Source organism: Rossellomorea aquimaris (assembly GCF_020171925.1).
GTDB classification, from domain to species: Bacteria; Bacillota; Bacilli; order Bacillales; family Bacillaceae_B; genus Rossellomorea; species Rossellomorea aquimaris_F.
Genome location: NZ_JAIVAR010000001.1, coordinates 841,775 through 856,673 on the forward strand (window position 1 = coordinate 841,775; position 14,899 = coordinate 856,673).

Here is a 14,899-nt window from a genome sequence, read left to right on the forward strand (position 1 = left end):
ATTATAGCGTGAAATCCCCCAATAAAAAACGAAAAGCTCCCCCATAGTGGGAGAGCTTTTGTGAAAAAGGGTGAAGATTCACCCTATTGACGATTATTCCTCATCCATGAACGGATAAGTGATGTCTGTTGTTGGCGCAAAGTTTTCCTTGATGATACGTGGACTGGTCCAACGAATCATGTTGAAAATAGAGCCCGCTTTATCGTTTGTACCGGATCCGCGTGAACCGCCGAATGGTTGTTGGTTGATCACGGCACCCGTTGGTTTGTCGTTGATGTAGAAGTTACCAGCTGCACCGGATAGGCGGCGTTCCAAGTGCATGATCGCTTCACGATCTTGAGCAAAGATCGCACCCGTTAATGCGTACATGGAAGCTGTATCCACTGAAGTCAATGTTTCTTCTAATTGATCGTTTTCATATACATAGATCGTTAATACCGGTCCAAAAATTTCTTCCGTCATCGTTTTGAAGTTTGGATTCGTTGTCACGATGACAGTCGGTTGAACGAAGTATCCAACTGAATCATCATACGTTCCACCGGCAATGATTTCAGCTTCTTCAGAATCAGCCGCATAGTCGATGTAGCTTGTGATCGAATCGAAAGCCGCTTGGTCGATGACCGCACCCATGAAGTTACGGAAGTCTCTGACATCCCCAACTTTAAGCTTCGCCGTTTCTTCCACTAAACCATTTTTCACTTCTTCCCACATGCTTGCAGGGATGTAAGCACGGGAAGCTGCTGAACATTTTTGACCTTGGTATTCGAATGCACCACGAACAAGGGCAGCGACTACTTTATCTGCTTGAGCCGTTTCGTGAGCGAAGACAAAGTCTTTACCGCCTGTTTCCCCGACTAGACGAGGATATGATTTGTAGTTTGTGATGTTTTCCCCTACTGTTTTCCAGATCGTCTGGAAAACGCTTGTGGATCCAGTGAAGTGGAATCCGGACATGCGTGGGTCTGTTAATACGACCTCAGACACTTGTGAACCACGGGATGGTACGAAGTTGATCACGCCTTTAGGCAGTCCAGCTTCTTCTAGGATACGCATGAAGTAGTAGTTTGATAGTAAAGCCGTTGTTGCCGGTTTCCACACAACCACGTTCCCCATGATCGCAGGAGCTGACGGCAGGTTACCACCGATTGCCGTGAAGTTGAATGGAGAGATCGCTAGTACGAAACCGTCTAATGCGCGGTACTCTAGGCGATTCCAGATGTTTTTCATGCTGTCCGGCTGCATTTGATAGATTTGGTTCGCATAATCAACGCCAAAGCGTAAGAAATCAGCTAATTCCTGTGCCGCATCGATTTCTGTTTGATACGCTGTTTTGGATTGACCTAACATTGTAGCCGCATTGATGACGTCACGGTATGGACCAGAGATCAAGTCAGCCGCTTTCAAGAAGATCGATGCTCTGTGCTGCCATGGCATATTGGACCAAGACTCCTTCGCAGCCATTGCCGCTTCCACCGCATCGCGAAGTTCTTTTTCACCTGCTTGAGAGTAGGTAGCCAACACATGTTTGTGATCATGTGGCATAACGACTTGCTTCACTGTATCTGTCTTGATCTTCTCGCCGTTGATGATCACTGGGATCTCGACTTGGATGCCAGCTTGGCGCTCTAATTCAGCTTTTAATGTTTCTCTTTCTTTCGTACCTGGGGCATATGTATTACCAGGCTCGTTTGTAGGTTTTGGGATGTTGTAAATTCCGTTACTCATGTTCATCACATTCCTTTCTGATTTCATTCTGTCTAGGTGTTTTTTAATGTAGTTTATTTACTGAAGATTCCCTTCAGTGCAAATGCGATATTCGCCGGCCGTTCAGCCAAGCGTCGCATGAAATACCCATACCAGTCCTCGCCATATGGCAAGTAAATGCGGACTGTGTACCCTTTTTTCACTAAATCGGACTGCAATTGGTTCCGCATGCCATACAGCATTTGAAACTCGAAGCGGTCATTAGGGATGTTGTGTTCCTTCACTAATCCGATGGTATAATCGATCATCGCTTCATCATGGCTCGCGACCGCTGTATAATGGCCGTTCAAGAGCTGCTTCTTGATGAGATGCTTCAGATTTTCATCCACCTTCTTCTTTTCCTGGAACGCCACTTTACCCGATTCATTATAAGCACCCTTCACAAGCCTCAAATACGGGGAATATTGATTGAGATCATCCACATCCTTCTCAGATACATAGAGATAGGATTGAATCACCGTCCCCACATTGCTGTACTTCTGACGGAGCTTTTTGTAAACATCAAGGATGCGATGGCACCTCGTGGAATCCTCCATATCGAGGGTAATCGTGATTCCACTCTCTTCTGCCTTCGATAGAATCAACTCCATGTTTTCCATGACAAGCTCTTCGCTGATATCCAATCCCAGGGACGTCAGTTTCACAGAAATTTCAGTGTCCAGCCCGTGATACGCGATGGCACTGATACTCTGGATACATCGTTGGACATTCTCGTGAGCCACCTCTGTCGATTCAACGTATTCTCCAAGATGATCGACTGTAACCTGGAATCCTTCTTCGTTCAATTGCGTAATCAATGGAATCGCTTGTGAAAAGGTTTCTCCCCCGACAAGCTTATTAGCCCCAAATTTCGATCCCCACCGTTTCGCCATCTTATCCAACGTCTTATTGTGGGAAAGAAACAAGAAGAAACGCTTACTGATTGCTTCCATGATTACAACACCTCCTTATAGTGACTGTTACCTCAAGTGTGGAGTGATTAAACGAAGAAATGTAAATCTTAAGAAAAGTATAACGGGAAAAGTGTTTCTGAAACAACGTGCTCTGGCCACAAACATTTGTGGGTTGGTTTATGGTGAAGACACAAAAGACGGGTTTGTGTGGTGGCAAGTTGGGCGTTTATGCTTGTGGTTTTGTTGTAAGTGCGGTTTCCGTGGTGTGAGGGTGGGGGGAGCCGTTGTTGAAGGGGTTCCCATTTTGAGGAGATTGTGGCTGTGGTTTTTTGGTGTTGTTCCGGGATCCTGTTGGAAACGGAAGGATTGGCTTCAAATTTTGCTTATATGCAGGGCCTGATCGAGCTTGTGAAGGGGAATTTGAGTGGTTATCTGGTGGAGTGGGAGATTTATCTGCCGTTTTTGAAATTTATCTTCCATTTTCCGATTTTATCTTCCGTTTTTGAAATTTATCTGCCGTTTTCCGATTTTATCTGCCATTTTTTCGATTTATCTGCCATTCTACATAATCCGACAAAAGCTGCACTATCCATTATGAGCTGTTGGACGGTCCCTGATTAAACATTCGACTCATATTGTGGCGCATTAAAATGACAAGCAAGAACTTTTAACTGAGTTCGATTCTGAAGTAAAATAAAAAGAGATGCCACTCGCACCTCCATTAACTCACCCAAGTTTGCTTCGACTCTTTGATTCGCCAATCTCCATCATCAAAGTGAACAGTACTTTCCACCCCGATTGCCCCTTTTCCCGACCTATCTTTAGAGCCTTCAAAAGATTCATTGTGAGTAAATGTGAAATCAACCTTCTCAAAGTACGCCCTCCAATGCCACTGTGGCTGGGTCATGGTATCCTTTTTCTTTTAGTTCTTCCATTGTGGCATTCATGACTGCGACCTTATATTCATCGTTAAAATAGTTTAAGATCGCTTTTTGCTGTTCCTCATCTATTCCATCTAAATTAGTCATATCAATCGCAATAAATGCCATCTCACTATTCAATGCCTCATCCTTTTCCATCATGGCGTCCAATGCATGGATGTAGATTTCGTCCAAATGTTCTCTTGGATTTTCACCAATGTTACAGGCAGAAGAAGGATGGATAAGATTAATAGAATGGGAAAAAATCTAGTTTTCAATGAAATCCGCCAAAAATAAGCCCGGTTTACATAAAGCAGTCAACATCCATTCTAAAAACGTCCCCTTTAATTCTTTTTTCGAAACAGACGAAAAATATTATCCAAAATCGACTTCCTAGAATCGCTATGTGGGGATTTCTGCTCAAGTTCTAGTTGTATGACTTCCCATGCCCCATCAATTTCAGAAGGGTCTTTCAACAAATCAATACCAAAATGAAGGCAGTATTTTTGCATGTCTTGATAGTCAAAAAAGGATGGTTCCCCCGAACCGATCTTCTCGTTCATTGATTCCTTTTCAAAAGGAAATGGTTCACCGGATTGTTCCACTCCGTTATACTCTTCACCTGCGTCGATCTTACGCAATAATTGCCCCTCGTTAAAGATACTCAAATGATAGGTATCAACCGTACTTTGCCCCAGTGCTTGTATGGCAGATGTTTGGAAGGAAGAAGAAAGACTGGATGTTAAGTCCATTAACGGTTCAAAGGAATCGTGCAATACCGTTAGCCATCCATCATGCAATTGCCCCAATGCGAACATGGTCGGGTTTTCACTGTTAAAAAAAGTGAATGATGAATCTTGATTTGACCGAACAAAAGGCATTTCACCATATTCATCCGCAAGCCAACTTACCAAAAAAGATGTAACTTTATTAATCTCTACCGTTTTTATATGAATCTGGTATAAGTTAACTGACACAAGAACGCCTCCTAAAGCTGAGGAACAGCAGGGACTGCTCCCGTGGTTCCACTCACTCTTGATTTCAATTTCCTTGCTTAAATACACATCGGCAAACCGACTTCTGGGTGATCATTCGTTAAGATGTTATGTAGGATCTTGCGCCAATAGGATGTCGACAGTTTCTCTTGGACGCCTAACAAATTCGCCTTCACAATTAGGACAAACAAACTCCATGCTTTCAGTGCATTCATGGCAAAAAGGACATTCATGAATACAAATGAATGCTATATCACTTTTAACAAGATTTTTTTCACATTTTTCGCAAGTTGATCTCATTTCTAAGCCCAAACCAATCCCTCCCTTTACTAGTACTCTCGTTCTTATCATGTGGAAAATTGAGGGAAAAAGCAATTTCATTTTTAGGGTAATATTGTTGGAAGAATTGGCTCCTGATTGAGTCCAAGCTGGATGGTTCTGACCATGCATTCATCACACACTCCGCCAATTAAAAATGCCCACCGTTCCTATCACCTAAAAATAAAGAATCAACTGCACCATATATAAATTCCAGAGTGAATGGGCAACGATGGAAGGCAATATCGATTTTGTCTTATAAGCCGTCAGTGTAAGTAAACAACCTGCCAATATCGTAATCACCCAAATATCCGAAGAATGGATCACTCCGAACACGATCGATGTAATGCCGACTGCCCAATATGGCTTCATGAACCTAACTAGCATCCAAAGTAAAATACCCCTGAACACGAACTCTTCCCATATCGGGGTGAGCACCGCCACTTCAAGTGTCTTGCTCCAGCTGCTGGCATATAACAGTTGATTTTTAAAATAAAACACAAAATCTTTGTTCAGCAACACTTCGAAATATAGACATCCGTGCAACAAGGTGTATGGGAGTATCAAGGAAAGAAACATCCATAGATAGGTTCGGGGCTTTTTGAAGGCTTTGACGTTCCACAACGGAGTGAGAAAGCTTCTGATATCCTTGAAACAAAGAGTGACGAGCATAAAATATGTAAACCAACTGAGTCCCTTGACTCCTTCATATGCAACGCCCTGAAGTGGAAGGTTATTAATGAAGGAACCGGGTACCGCCAATAGAATCAGATAGAACCCCAAGGTTTTGAACCTAATGAAAGACGCCTCTTCCTTCAAAGCGATTGATTCATTTGTAGACAAGCTATTCAACATGGAGATCCCCCACTCATTTATAACGTTTTTTCCAGAATGATTTTATGCAACCCTTTCTGTCAGAACTGAGCCTAAATATAGCAAATCTACCGTTGCATAAAATTTTAACTCTGCCTTTCAAGTATAACTCAACCCATAAGTCGCGATAATCAGAAATGGTATGCTGTAGTATTGTGCTTCTAATAGATTGTGGCTATTATCGACCTTTCTTTATAAATAATAATACTAAAAAACAAACGACTTTACATAATATTATTACCGTTTCCTTCTCTTGCTTTTCTCCCACTTGTCAAAATTCTTATCAATCCATTTATTTGGTACTAAAAAAATAAAAACCACCAAAATCGCAGCAGTTGCTAGTGTCACTTTACCAAACAGTATTGAATCGATATACGCCATTCCAATTATGTAGATTGTCCCTAAATATAAAAATACCGTGATTGCATACATCTTTATTCTAGTATGTGGTTTATAATCGGCCGTTTTAGTGTGAAAAAGACTGAAGGTAGCCAAAAGAAAAAATGGGATGATGTAGGTTTGAGCATCCAGTGATTGAGGCATTTGTTTCCCCCTCCCCCTTTCCTTCCTATAAACAGGTGGACGGTTCTTCTACTCCTACATAATTAAAAAACACCAATCAAATAGGTCAACCTTTTATGATCTGATTGACCCTACATTAAGAAAGCACAGTAGTTGTACAGTCCGCAACTTCCGTGCACTCATCTTGTTATTTCACTCTAACTCACCCTTATATTCCGTAGCTCCATATCCTTTTATCCCTATATCAATGTTGATCATATCATACACATATGTAGTATCATTAATCATTAGTTCTTTAGGCTTTTGTACTTGGTTTTCAACGATATCATAATAAACCTCTATACCCCACCTGTCCCCAAATACCCGATTGAAGACAATTGCTTTTCCTTTAAAAAACTCTTTCCTAATTGCCATAATCGTTGTGTAGGTGGCACTATCTCCAAACTCCACTAAGATCGGCGCCTTTTTAGTAAGCTTAGAAAAATAATGGAATAACGTTAGCTTTCTCTTGTAACGGCTTTGCTCTTTTGAACTTAACTGGTCCAAGTCAATTCTGGTAAACGAGATTTCCCGTTTTGACATTTTATCCTCCTTAAAGAGTTTTGAAAACATTTTTTCCTGCAAGTTGTGGCGCGTCACCGTGATGAGCGAAAGTCACCATCACGGTATCAAAATTCTTAAGATACACCACCAGGTATAGCGCACCTAACATGTTAGTTTTTGATAATATATTTCTGTTTTTGATAATAAAATGCCAATTTTGATAATATAACCTGATTGTTGATAATATCTTGGCATATTTTGATAATATCTTCCTTGCTCCAGTGAATAATACCCCTTCATCCACCAACTATCTGCAAAAATCACATTTCATTTACATATCGTAAAATTCCAATAAAAAAGCAAGTCAATTATAGTTATTCAATCCAAATACTGCATTCGTATGCCACTTAGAAAAAGGGGTTTACCCCCACTATCTTTAAACACCGCCATCTAAAGGACCAGTCTTGGTTCTCTTTGTTCGATCTTTATCAAAGATGATCGTGATAAGAATACCCAACAGACCGATTACGAAAGAATAAATGGGAAAATGAGAGCTAAGCTGCTTGATTAGAGTACTGCCTAAAGATCTAGTATGTAATAAGTAAGAAACGAAATGATCCCTAAATAAACTATAACAATACCAACTTTACATAGTAACGGTAGCTTTTTAATCCTCATAAAAATCATCGTGTAATCAGAATTTCTTGGGGGAATGAATCATCGCTAAGTTATACCACTCAATTGGTTTAAGAGAATAGTTTACTAATCTGTCATGACACTCTAAACAAACCCTATAAGGTTGTTTCCTCTACAACGCTTATTAAATTGATCTTACAGGCTTCGCATACTTCTTTAGACTCGACCAAGACAATCTCCCCTTTTTAATCCACATACCTTCTTGATAACGTTGTACATATCGTTATTATTCATGCTCGTTGAATAACAACCACCTGTGTTTCAAATTTGTTCTCCCATTATTATAACAGTAGTAAGTATGTTTGAAGGATAAGGGGACCTGCCGATTAGGCCAGCGCTGTCTATTATTATTTCTCTTTTGACCAGAACTTGACGGGCTTTTTAAAATTCAAACTCTCCATCGCATTCAAAAATATTGACATATCGAGAAAAACCGATTAGTATGATTCCCATGAATACTATCGATTTATTCAAGGCTTTATCCAATGAAACCCGTTTGAACATTTTGCAGTGGCTGAAAGAACCGCATAAACATTTTGATAAGCCGACCGCTCACTTATCAAAAAATCTGAGCGAAAAAGGTGGTGTCTGTGTCGGGGACATTCAAGAGAAGGCCAATCTTTCGCAGTCGACGATCTCCCAATACTTGTCGATGATGCAAAAAGCAAACCTCCTCGAATCCGAGCGGCATGGAAAGTGGACGTACTATCGAAGAAACGAACAGACCATCTCAACTTTAGCGGATTATATCGGAAAAGACCTGTAATGGGTTTTTTCTTTGATTAACACATCTATATTTCTCGATATATAGATTTATTTTCACCTTTATATATCGTTAATTCTCGATATGTAGAATCGTTCTCGTCTTTATATATCGTTAATTTTCAATATCTAAAAATATAAAACTAAAGGAGACCACGTGCATCATGAAAAAATTCATCATTTATCTCGTTGCCCTGATTGCAGGGATGGCACTCAGCATCGAGGGGGCCATTTACGGTGAGCTCGGTAAAAGTGTCGGTAAACTCGAAAGCAGCTTTTATAACTTCTTCACTGGATCGATCATTTTAGGGCTCGCCCTTCTTTTTTTCGGAAAGGGAAAGCTATCCTATACGTTTAAAGCGCCGAAATGGAATCTGCTTGGAGGGATTCTCGGTGTCGTCTATTTAACGATTCTTGTCATCAGTATTCCGATCGTCGGCGTTGGCTTGTCCATGGTTTCCGTCATCCTTGGTCAAATGGCGATGAGTATCCTGATCGAGCACTTTGGATGGCTTGGAAGTCGGAAGAACCCAGTTAACACCTATCAACTATTAGCCATCGGATTTATGTCCGTGGCGTTACTACTAATCTTCTAAGGAGGAGACAGCATGAGTTTCTTTATCATTCTATTCACCCTGCTTGCAGGGATCATGTTAAGTGCACAATCGTCCATCAACGGGACCTTCAGTAAGAAAGCCGGGACCTTGGAAAGTGCGTTCCTAACGTTCGCAACCGGAACCCTCTTTCTCATCCTGATCATTTTATTTTTTGGACAAGGCGATGTCCTTGCGCTGCTCCATGCGCCTAAGTGGCAATTGAGTGCCGTTCTATTCGGGGTTGGCTACCTGTTTCTGACCGTCCTTTCCGTACCGATCATCGGTGTGACCGCAGCCAACATCTCTACCGTCATCGGTCAACTCATCGCCGGCATGGTCATCGATCACTTCGGCTGGTTCGGCGGTGTGGAAATTCCGATGGACCCGAAGCGTTGGCTCGCGCTAGTGTGTATGATGCTTGCGCTTTATTTCGTTTATAAAGGGAATACAGCCCAAACGTCCTAATGATAAGATAGTGAAACAGGTCTGACCATCGTATGAGGGTCAGACCTGTTTTATGGTTCCATTGGTCTTCCGTACTTTACAAGCACATGCCATAAAAGCATTAATTCCTGCAGCACTTCCTCATACGTTCCCCGGTCGCACCAAGCATCCGGATTCTGCTTCAGGTCCATGACCGCGAGCCCGATTGTGTGTGCGTCAATGAATTTTTCCTTAGAGATCCGCTTGGCCAAAGATGGCATCGATGGTCCCCTGAAGTCAGCTGGAACATCATCCTCATGGAGGGTAAAACCCATATGCCATTCAAGATTGATGGAATAGCGGGAGCATATTTGCTCCAGTGTTTTACCGACAGTCGTATTCTTAAAAGACGGATCGGCAACCAGAACTTCCACATCTTTTTCCAGAGATATCGGCCCGTGGATTTGGGCTTCCATGTAGTGATTCAGGTTTCGATTCGCCACGCTTCCTCTTCTGCCTTTTTTGATAGATGAGAACACGTGGTGAATGAACCTTGTCGGAGTCAAATTCTTCTCGCCCAATGCAGACTCTCTTGTGAATAGTTCTTCCAAAAGCGCTGCCAAGATCAGGTCAAATTCTTGATAGGTCCCTTTCTCAAAGGGATTTTGGTGAGAGTCCAGGTATGTAAAGGTTGAACGGGATGATACATTAGGTGCTAGTAAAAAATAGCACGAGCCGAACCGCGGAGAAGGTCCATCGGGATGCAACATCAGATTTAGCGCCCCATACTTCGGCCGTTCGTTCATTTTTGCATGGTTTGACTGATAAGCTCCGCCAAAGATTTTCTCTTCCCACAAATCCCGGTCTCCACCTGGGAGTGGTGAAACTTTCCCATTTGATATCAATGTTTCAAATTGACTCTTAACTTCCCCGTGTTTCAGCATGGAATCAGCGACGTTCAACATTGTAGCAGTAGGTCGATCCGGATGGAAGTGGACACCGATCTGAGCTGTCGTCTTCATTTGATGAACCGCATGTTCAAACAATTCATCTGTGATATTAGACATCTTCAGTATATGTTGGATGGTGGCCTTCGCTTCCGCCTTATATGTAAAGGCATAGGCTGTAAAGTAATCCAATGCTTGTTGTTGTGAAGATGTTAACCCCATCATGAACCGTCTCTCCTCACTCAATAAAACCCATTATTTCTCCCACAGCTCAATCAGCCTGCCATCAGGATCTTTAATCCAAATGAACTGACCAAATTCACTGACCTCTTTTTCCCTTTCCAACCGCACACCGACTTGATTCAGGTGCTCCATGGTTTCGTTAAGATCATGTACTTGGAAATTTAACATGACTTGCTGATTGGTTGGAAAATAAGGGTCATCTTCCTTAAAGAAAGAGAAGATTGTTTCACTATCAGAATTTTGCTTTATCATGGTTCCATTCCAATCTCCCATATCAATCTTCAATACTTCACTGTACCATTTCTTTACCTCATCCAGGTTTTCCGTCCTCCAGAAAATACCCCCGAAGCCTTTTATCATGGTTTTCACTCCCTTTATCTTTTCAATTCAAACGATAAGACTTTCCACTCTCATCGAACGATCGCTTAAAGTCGAGCGGTTACAGAGTGGATTCATGTCAATCAAGATCTAAGCCAGATACTCTCCTAAAGGTATTCTAGTTCAGAAGAGATTCTCCTTCATGAAACACAGAATCGGGGACCGTCCCTCACCACACTAAAGCGTTACCGCAATGCGGGACGGTCCCCGATTTTGTATTTTGAAAAAATTCAGCAGTCCCCCATTCCCACTTCTTTCCACTTCTACTATAATACTGTATTGTACAGGACTATTTACACACATAAGAAGCAGGCGTGAACTTATAAATTTTACACATTTTTACGAATACCTTTCCCTGCTCCTCCGTAAAATGGATTTTGTGCAAACCTTTAGGAAGGAAGTGAGAACTCCGCCTCAGGACCTAGGTGAATATTGGCCTGAGGGAGGCTGTGAAACAGGCAGTAATCCAGTATCTTTATAGAGAAGGAAAAACGAACCAACAACAGTATTAGGGGGAAAACACATGCAAGCTTTAGTAAACTGGGGGTTTCGCAATAAGGCAGCCATGGGGCTTTTGGTCGTCATCACGTTGATCATCGGTATTATCAGCTATTTCCGTCTACCTATGGAATTCTTGCCAGAAGCGGACAATCCGCAAGTGACGATCGTCACCCTGGGGCAGGGATATGATGCAAGCTCCATGACAACGAATATCACAGAGCCCGTGGAACAAGCGGTCGCATCGATTTCAGGAAAAACATCGACCCTATCCACGACCGGTGAGGGATATTCCCAGGTCACACTTAATTTTGATTCAAAAACCGATATGAAAGAAGCCAAGAATAAAGTCGAGGATGCGATCAACGGAATCCGTCTTCCTGAAGGAGTCGGAGAACCGCTAATCTCGCAGCTGAATACCTCTATGATCCCAATCGGTCAGGTGTCGGTGACATTCGATGACGGATTGACGAAAAAGAATCTTGATCTCGCTAACGACGAGTTCAAACCGTTGTTCGAGAAGAAACCTGGACTTTCTCAAGTCACCATCGCAGGTGAAAACAGCCCGCGTGTTCAAATCAACCTGGATCACGACAAGCTGGAAGCGTTACATATCCCGGTCAACGCGGTGATGGGTGTGCTTCAAGGGCAGGATGTTTCCGCTTCTGCAGGAAGCACGACGATCGATGGGCAGAAGAGTACCATCACCGTCACGGATAACCTGACGTCCGTGGATGCACTGAAGAATCTGCCCGTTTCGATGGGGGTCCCGAATGCTCCTGTCGTCAAATTGAAAGACATCGCAACCGTTGAAAAAGTGAAAGCGGAAAACACGATCACGCGGGTGAACGGAAAAGAAGCCCTTGCGATCGTCCTTTTCAAAGAGAGTGACGCAAGTGCGGTGACGGCCGGGGAACAAGTGAAGGAAACGGTGAATCAAATCAACCGTGACTATGATGGTGTCGAAGCAGACGCACTGTTCACAACGGGTGATATGGTGAAGAACTCGGTGAACAGCATGGTGCGGGAAGTCGCGCTCGGTGCATTGTTCGCAACACTCGTCATCCTACTGTTCCTAAGAAAATTCAAGCCGACGCTCGTGACCGTCATTTCGATTCCATTATCACTTTGCATCACGCTTTTCCTCCTTTGGTTATCGGGAGTCACGTTAAACATCCTTACGCTCGGAGGAGTCGCGGTAGCGGTTGGACGACTGGTCGATGACAGTATCGTCGTCGTCGAAAATATTTTCCGGCGCAGTCAAAATGAGAAGATCACGAAACAAAATGTGCTCGAAGCGACCATGGAGGTTTCCCGTGCCATCACGTCGTCCACTCTCATTACCGTGGCCGTATTCCTGCCAATGGGACTCGTCAATGGCTCGTTAAAAGCGTTCCTGCTTCCTTTCGGTTTGACGGTGACATACTCACTGCTCGCATCACTCCTTGTCGCATTGACCGTCGTACCATTATTGAGCCGGGGCATGCTGAAAAACACTACATTGCCTGCCCACCGCACACCTCATCGCTATGTAAACGTGCTGCGCTGGTCACTCAATCATAAATTCGTTCCCATTCTTTTGGCCATTCTTGTATTTGGCGGATCGATCGCCCTTTACATCGCATTACCGAAAGCCGCAACAAATGCAAATGATGCCTCTTTTGTCTCTGTGACAATGGAATTCCCGAGTGCCACCCCTCAGGACACCATGAAACAGCGCATGACAGACTTCGAGGATAAAATTTCAGGGTTTGAAGGATACGACTTCTTGATCACCCAGTACGGCTCAAGTGAAGAAAATGCTCAATATGGTTCGGTCAGTGATTCAGACACTGTATTCTACACGGTGATCATGAAGGAAGATGCCGATGCTGAATCCTTCATCGAACAGGTGAATGACGCAAAGAAAGATGAAAAAGATGTGACCATCACTGCGTCACCATCGTCGATCTTCGGGGGATCATCCAACTCAAGCATCACCTATGACGTCGTCGGAAATGACACGAATGAACTCCTATCTACTTCCAAAGAACTTATGGATAAAATCAAAGATGTGGATGGAGTGAAGAAAGTCTCAAGTAACCAGGAGAAAACAGCACCTGTCTTCACCGTGAACGTGAACACCGAAAAAGCGAACGCCCAGCAAACAGCGATGCAAATCCGCTCCTTGCTGAACCCGCAGCCGATCGGAGTCATCAACCTGGATGACGAAACAACGCCTGTATTCCTGGACGCCGGCGTCAACCCGGATACGTTGTCCGATCTGAAGGATTTAACGATCGCAACAAGTTCAGGCATCCAGCCGTTGACTGAAGTAGCTTCCATCACGGAAGAACAGAAACCAAGCACCGTCCTGCATAAAGATGGTGACTTATTCGTCCGCATCACGGCAGAGGTGGAACCTGAAGAGTTATCGGTCATCTCGAAGAATATCGATACCAAGATCAAAGAGGTCGACCTGCCGAAAGGCGTTTCCCTCGATACCGGAGGCGCAGCTGCTCAACAGGCAGACGATTTCAAGGATCTTGGAATGACGATGCTCGCTTCCATCCTGATTGTCTACCTGATCATGGTCCTTACCTTTAAGACGTTGAAAGCGCCACTTGCCATCTTGATCACACTGCCGCTCGCTTCAATCGGAGCCGTCCTCGGACTGCTCATCGCGCGAGTCCCGGCAGATGCAACGGCTCTCATCGGCGCACTGATGCTGATCGGTATCGTCGTCACGAATGCCATCGTCCTGATCGACCGCGTCAAGCAGAACGAAGAAACGATGATCATCCGCGACGCCATTCTAGAAGCATGCGGAACTCGGCTGCGTCCTGTCGTCATGACCGCCATCGCCACCATCTGTGCCATGCTACCGCTTCTATTCGGTCACACCGAAGACGGAAGCCTCGTGTCCAAATCGCTTGCGGTTGTCGTCATCGGCGGTCTCGCCGGTGCAACTGTCCTGACGTTGGTGGTAGTTCCTGTGTTCTACGAATTGCTTTACTTTAGAAAATCGAAGCGTCAACGCGCTCAGCAATTGGAGGGTGCGGAGAAGATCGCTCAGTAGGAATGAAGGCCGCCGGGTTTATTGGCGGCCTGTTTTATTTTGGTTGGGATTGGGGTTGGGGTTTTTGTAAGTCGGGGCATGACCCATATACACTTAAGCGGGCAGTCTCCGATAAATATTTTGTACATTTTTTGGCTCTGAACATACTCTCGTGGGTATTAACAGCCTGGATTCATAAGTTTTGATAATATATGTTTGTTTTTGATAATAAATGGTGATTTTTTGATAATATATCCAGAGTTTTCGATAATAAATTGTCGCTTTTTGATAATAAAATCCTTGTTCAACAGCAAAATACCCCTTCAATAACGAAGTAAAAGTAGCTTTTCATCATCTAAAATCACACTTCGTTTAAATACTTTATCTTTTCAATCAATAAAGAAGCTAATTTGGCTTTTTTCATCCTAAAACACATAAAAACGGCGATTCCGATTCCAAAGGAAAAGAACCTCCATATGAACTACGCTCTT

General features: G+C 43.4%; 15 protein-coding genes. 5 read left to right on the top strand and 10 right to left on the bottom strand.

Annotated features, from left to right (window positions below):
* Window positions 1–93 precede the first annotated feature (93 nt).
* Window positions 94–1,725: an L-glutamate gamma-semialdehyde dehydrogenase gene (gene pruA, locus LCM10_RS04385; RefSeq protein ID WP_224874949.1), complete on the bottom strand. Its 1,632-nt coding sequence runs from the start codon at window positions 1,723–1,725 to the stop codon at window positions 94–96.
* Between the two features lie 53 nt (window positions 1,726–1,778).
* On the bottom strand, window positions 1,779–2,696 hold the full coding sequence (locus LCM10_RS04390; RefSeq protein WP_224874950.1) for a proline dehydrogenase family protein: 918 nt from the start codon (window positions 2,694–2,696) through the stop codon (window positions 1,779–1,781).
* Window positions 2,697–2,978: 282 nt separating this feature from the next.
* Between LCM10_RS04390 and LCM10_RS04395 the strand changes: the two genes are divergently transcribed.
* Entirely contained in the window at window positions 2,979–3,278 is a 300-nt protein-coding gene (locus tag LCM10_RS04395; protein ID WP_224874951.1) for a hypothetical protein, read from the top strand.
* Between the two features lie 248 nt (window positions 3,279–3,526).
* Here LCM10_RS04395 and LCM10_RS04400 read toward each other — a convergent pair whose 3' ends face one another.
* From LCM10_RS04400 to LCM10_RS04425, 6 genes are all read right to left on the bottom strand, one after another.
* The gene (locus LCM10_RS04400) at window positions 3,527–3,772 is read right to left on the bottom strand and encodes a hypothetical protein (protein ID WP_224874952.1); all 246 of its coding nucleotides are present in this window, start codon (window positions 3,770–3,772) and stop codon (window positions 3,527–3,529) included.
* A gap of 149 nt (window positions 3,773–3,921) precedes the next feature.
* On the bottom strand, window positions 3,922–4,554 hold the full coding sequence (locus LCM10_RS04405; RefSeq protein ID WP_224874953.1) for a hypothetical protein: 633 nt from the start codon (window positions 4,552–4,554) through the stop codon (window positions 3,922–3,924).
* Window positions 4,555–4,680: 126 nt separating this feature from the next.
* On the bottom strand, window positions 4,681–5,022 hold the full coding sequence (locus LCM10_RS20735; RefSeq protein WP_318247468.1) for a DUF1272 domain-containing protein: 342 nt from the start codon (window positions 5,020–5,022) through the stop codon (window positions 4,681–4,683).
* A 45-nt stretch (window positions 5,023–5,067) separates the two neighbouring features.
* A complete protein-coding gene (locus tag LCM10_RS04415) occupies window positions 5,068–5,745 on the bottom strand; it encodes a CPBP family intramembrane glutamic endopeptidase (protein WP_224874954.1) in 678 nt (225 codons plus the stop codon).
* Between the two features lie 255 nt (window positions 5,746–6,000).
* Window positions 6,001–6,306 carry a hypothetical protein gene (locus LCM10_RS04420; RefSeq protein ID WP_224874955.1) on the bottom strand — a complete coding sequence of 102 codons (306 nt, stop codon included), beginning with the start codon at window positions 6,304–6,306 and terminating at the stop codon, window positions 6,001–6,003.
* A 171-nt stretch (window positions 6,307–6,477) separates the two neighbouring features.
* Window positions 6,478–6,867 carry a hypothetical protein gene (locus tag LCM10_RS04425; protein WP_224874956.1) on the bottom strand — a complete coding sequence of 130 codons (390 nt, stop codon included), beginning with the start codon at window positions 6,865–6,867 and terminating at the stop codon, window positions 6,478–6,480.
* Between the two features lie 1,108 nt (window positions 6,868–7,975).
* On the opposite strand from LCM10_RS04425, the gene LCM10_RS04430 reads away from it, so the two are divergent.
* The 3 genes from LCM10_RS04430 (at window position 7,976) to LCM10_RS04440 (ending at window position 9,347) form a co-directional block, all read left to right on the top strand.
* A complete protein-coding gene (locus LCM10_RS04430; protein ID WP_224874957.1) occupies window positions 7,976–8,290 on the top strand; it encodes an ArsR/SmtB family transcription factor in 315 nt (104 codons plus the stop codon).
* Between the two features lie 160 nt (window positions 8,291–8,450).
* Window positions 8,451–8,882: a DMT family transporter gene (locus LCM10_RS04435; RefSeq protein ID WP_224874958.1), complete on the top strand. Its 432-nt coding sequence runs from the start codon at window positions 8,451–8,453 to the stop codon at window positions 8,880–8,882.
* A gap of 12 nt (window positions 8,883–8,894) precedes the next feature.
* The gene (locus tag LCM10_RS04440; RefSeq protein WP_224874959.1) at window positions 8,895–9,347 is read left to right on the top strand and encodes a DMT family transporter; all 453 of its coding nucleotides are present in this window, start codon (window positions 8,895–8,897) and stop codon (window positions 9,345–9,347) included.
* A gap of 50 nt (window positions 9,348–9,397) precedes the next feature.
* On the opposite strand, the gene LCM10_RS04445 is transcribed toward LCM10_RS04440, so the two are convergent.
* Both LCM10_RS04445 and LCM10_RS04450 read right to left on the bottom strand, forming a co-directional pair.
* Window positions 9,398–10,474, bottom strand: coding sequence for a DUF3626 domain-containing protein (locus LCM10_RS04445; RefSeq protein ID WP_224875599.1), 1,077 nt, complete (start codon window positions 10,472–10,474; stop codon window positions 9,398–9,400).
* Between the two features lie 33 nt (window positions 10,475–10,507).
* A complete protein-coding gene (locus LCM10_RS04450; RefSeq protein ID WP_224874960.1) occupies window positions 10,508–10,855 on the bottom strand; it encodes a VOC family protein in 348 nt (115 codons plus the stop codon).
* 541 nt (window positions 10,856–11,396) lie between these two features.
* Here LCM10_RS04450 and LCM10_RS04455 point away from each other — a divergent pair.
* Entirely contained in the window at window positions 11,397–14,429 is a 3,033-nt protein-coding gene (locus LCM10_RS04455) for an efflux RND transporter permease subunit (RefSeq protein ID WP_224874961.1), read from the top strand.
* Window positions 14,430–14,899: the final 470 nt, after the last annotated feature.

What these genes read in the sequence shown, in the direction of transcription:
- pruA (WP_224874949.1), bottom strand. Translation starts at nt 1,725, where the DNA reads ATGAGTAACGGAATTTACAACATCCCAAAACCTACAAACGAGCCTGGT.
- LCM10_RS04390 (WP_224874950.1), bottom strand. Translation starts at nt 2,696, where the DNA reads ATGGAAGCAATCAGTAAGCGTTTCTTCTTGTTTCTTTCCCACAATAAG.
- LCM10_RS20735 (WP_318247468.1), bottom strand. Translation starts at nt 5,022, where the DNA reads ATGCATGGTCAGAACCATCCAGCTTGGACTCAATCAGGAGCCAATTCT.
- LCM10_RS04415 (WP_224874954.1), bottom strand. Translation starts at nt 5,745, where the DNA reads ATGTTGAATAGCTTGTCTACAAATGAATCAATCGCTTTGAAGGAAGAG.
- LCM10_RS04420 (WP_224874955.1), bottom strand. Translation starts at nt 6,306, where the DNA reads ATGCCTCAATCACTGGATGCTCAAACCTACATCATCCCATTTTTTCTT.
- LCM10_RS04425 (WP_224874956.1), bottom strand. Translation starts at nt 6,867, where the DNA reads ATGTCAAAACGGGAAATCTCGTTTACCAGAATTGACTTGGACCAGTTA.
- LCM10_RS04430 (WP_224874957.1), top strand. Translation starts at nt 7,976, where the DNA reads ATGAATACTATCGATTTATTCAAGGCTTTATCCAATGAAACCCGTTTG.
- LCM10_RS04435 (WP_224874958.1), top strand. Translation starts at nt 8,451, where the DNA reads ATGAAAAAATTCATCATTTATCTCGTTGCCCTGATTGCAGGGATGGCA.
- LCM10_RS04440 (WP_224874959.1), top strand. Translation starts at nt 8,895, where the DNA reads ATGAGTTTCTTTATCATTCTATTCACCCTGCTTGCAGGGATCATGTTA.
- LCM10_RS04445 (WP_224875599.1), bottom strand. Translation starts at nt 10,474, where the DNA reads ATGGGGTTAACATCTTCACAACAACAAGCATTGGATTACTTTACAGCC.
- LCM10_RS04450 (WP_224874960.1), bottom strand. Translation starts at nt 10,855, where the DNA reads ATGATAAAAGGCTTCGGGGGTATTTTCTGGAGGACGGAAAACCTGGAT.
- LCM10_RS04455 (WP_224874961.1), top strand. Translation starts at nt 11,397, where the DNA reads ATGCAAGCTTTAGTAAACTGGGGGTTTCGCAATAAGGCAGCCATGGGG.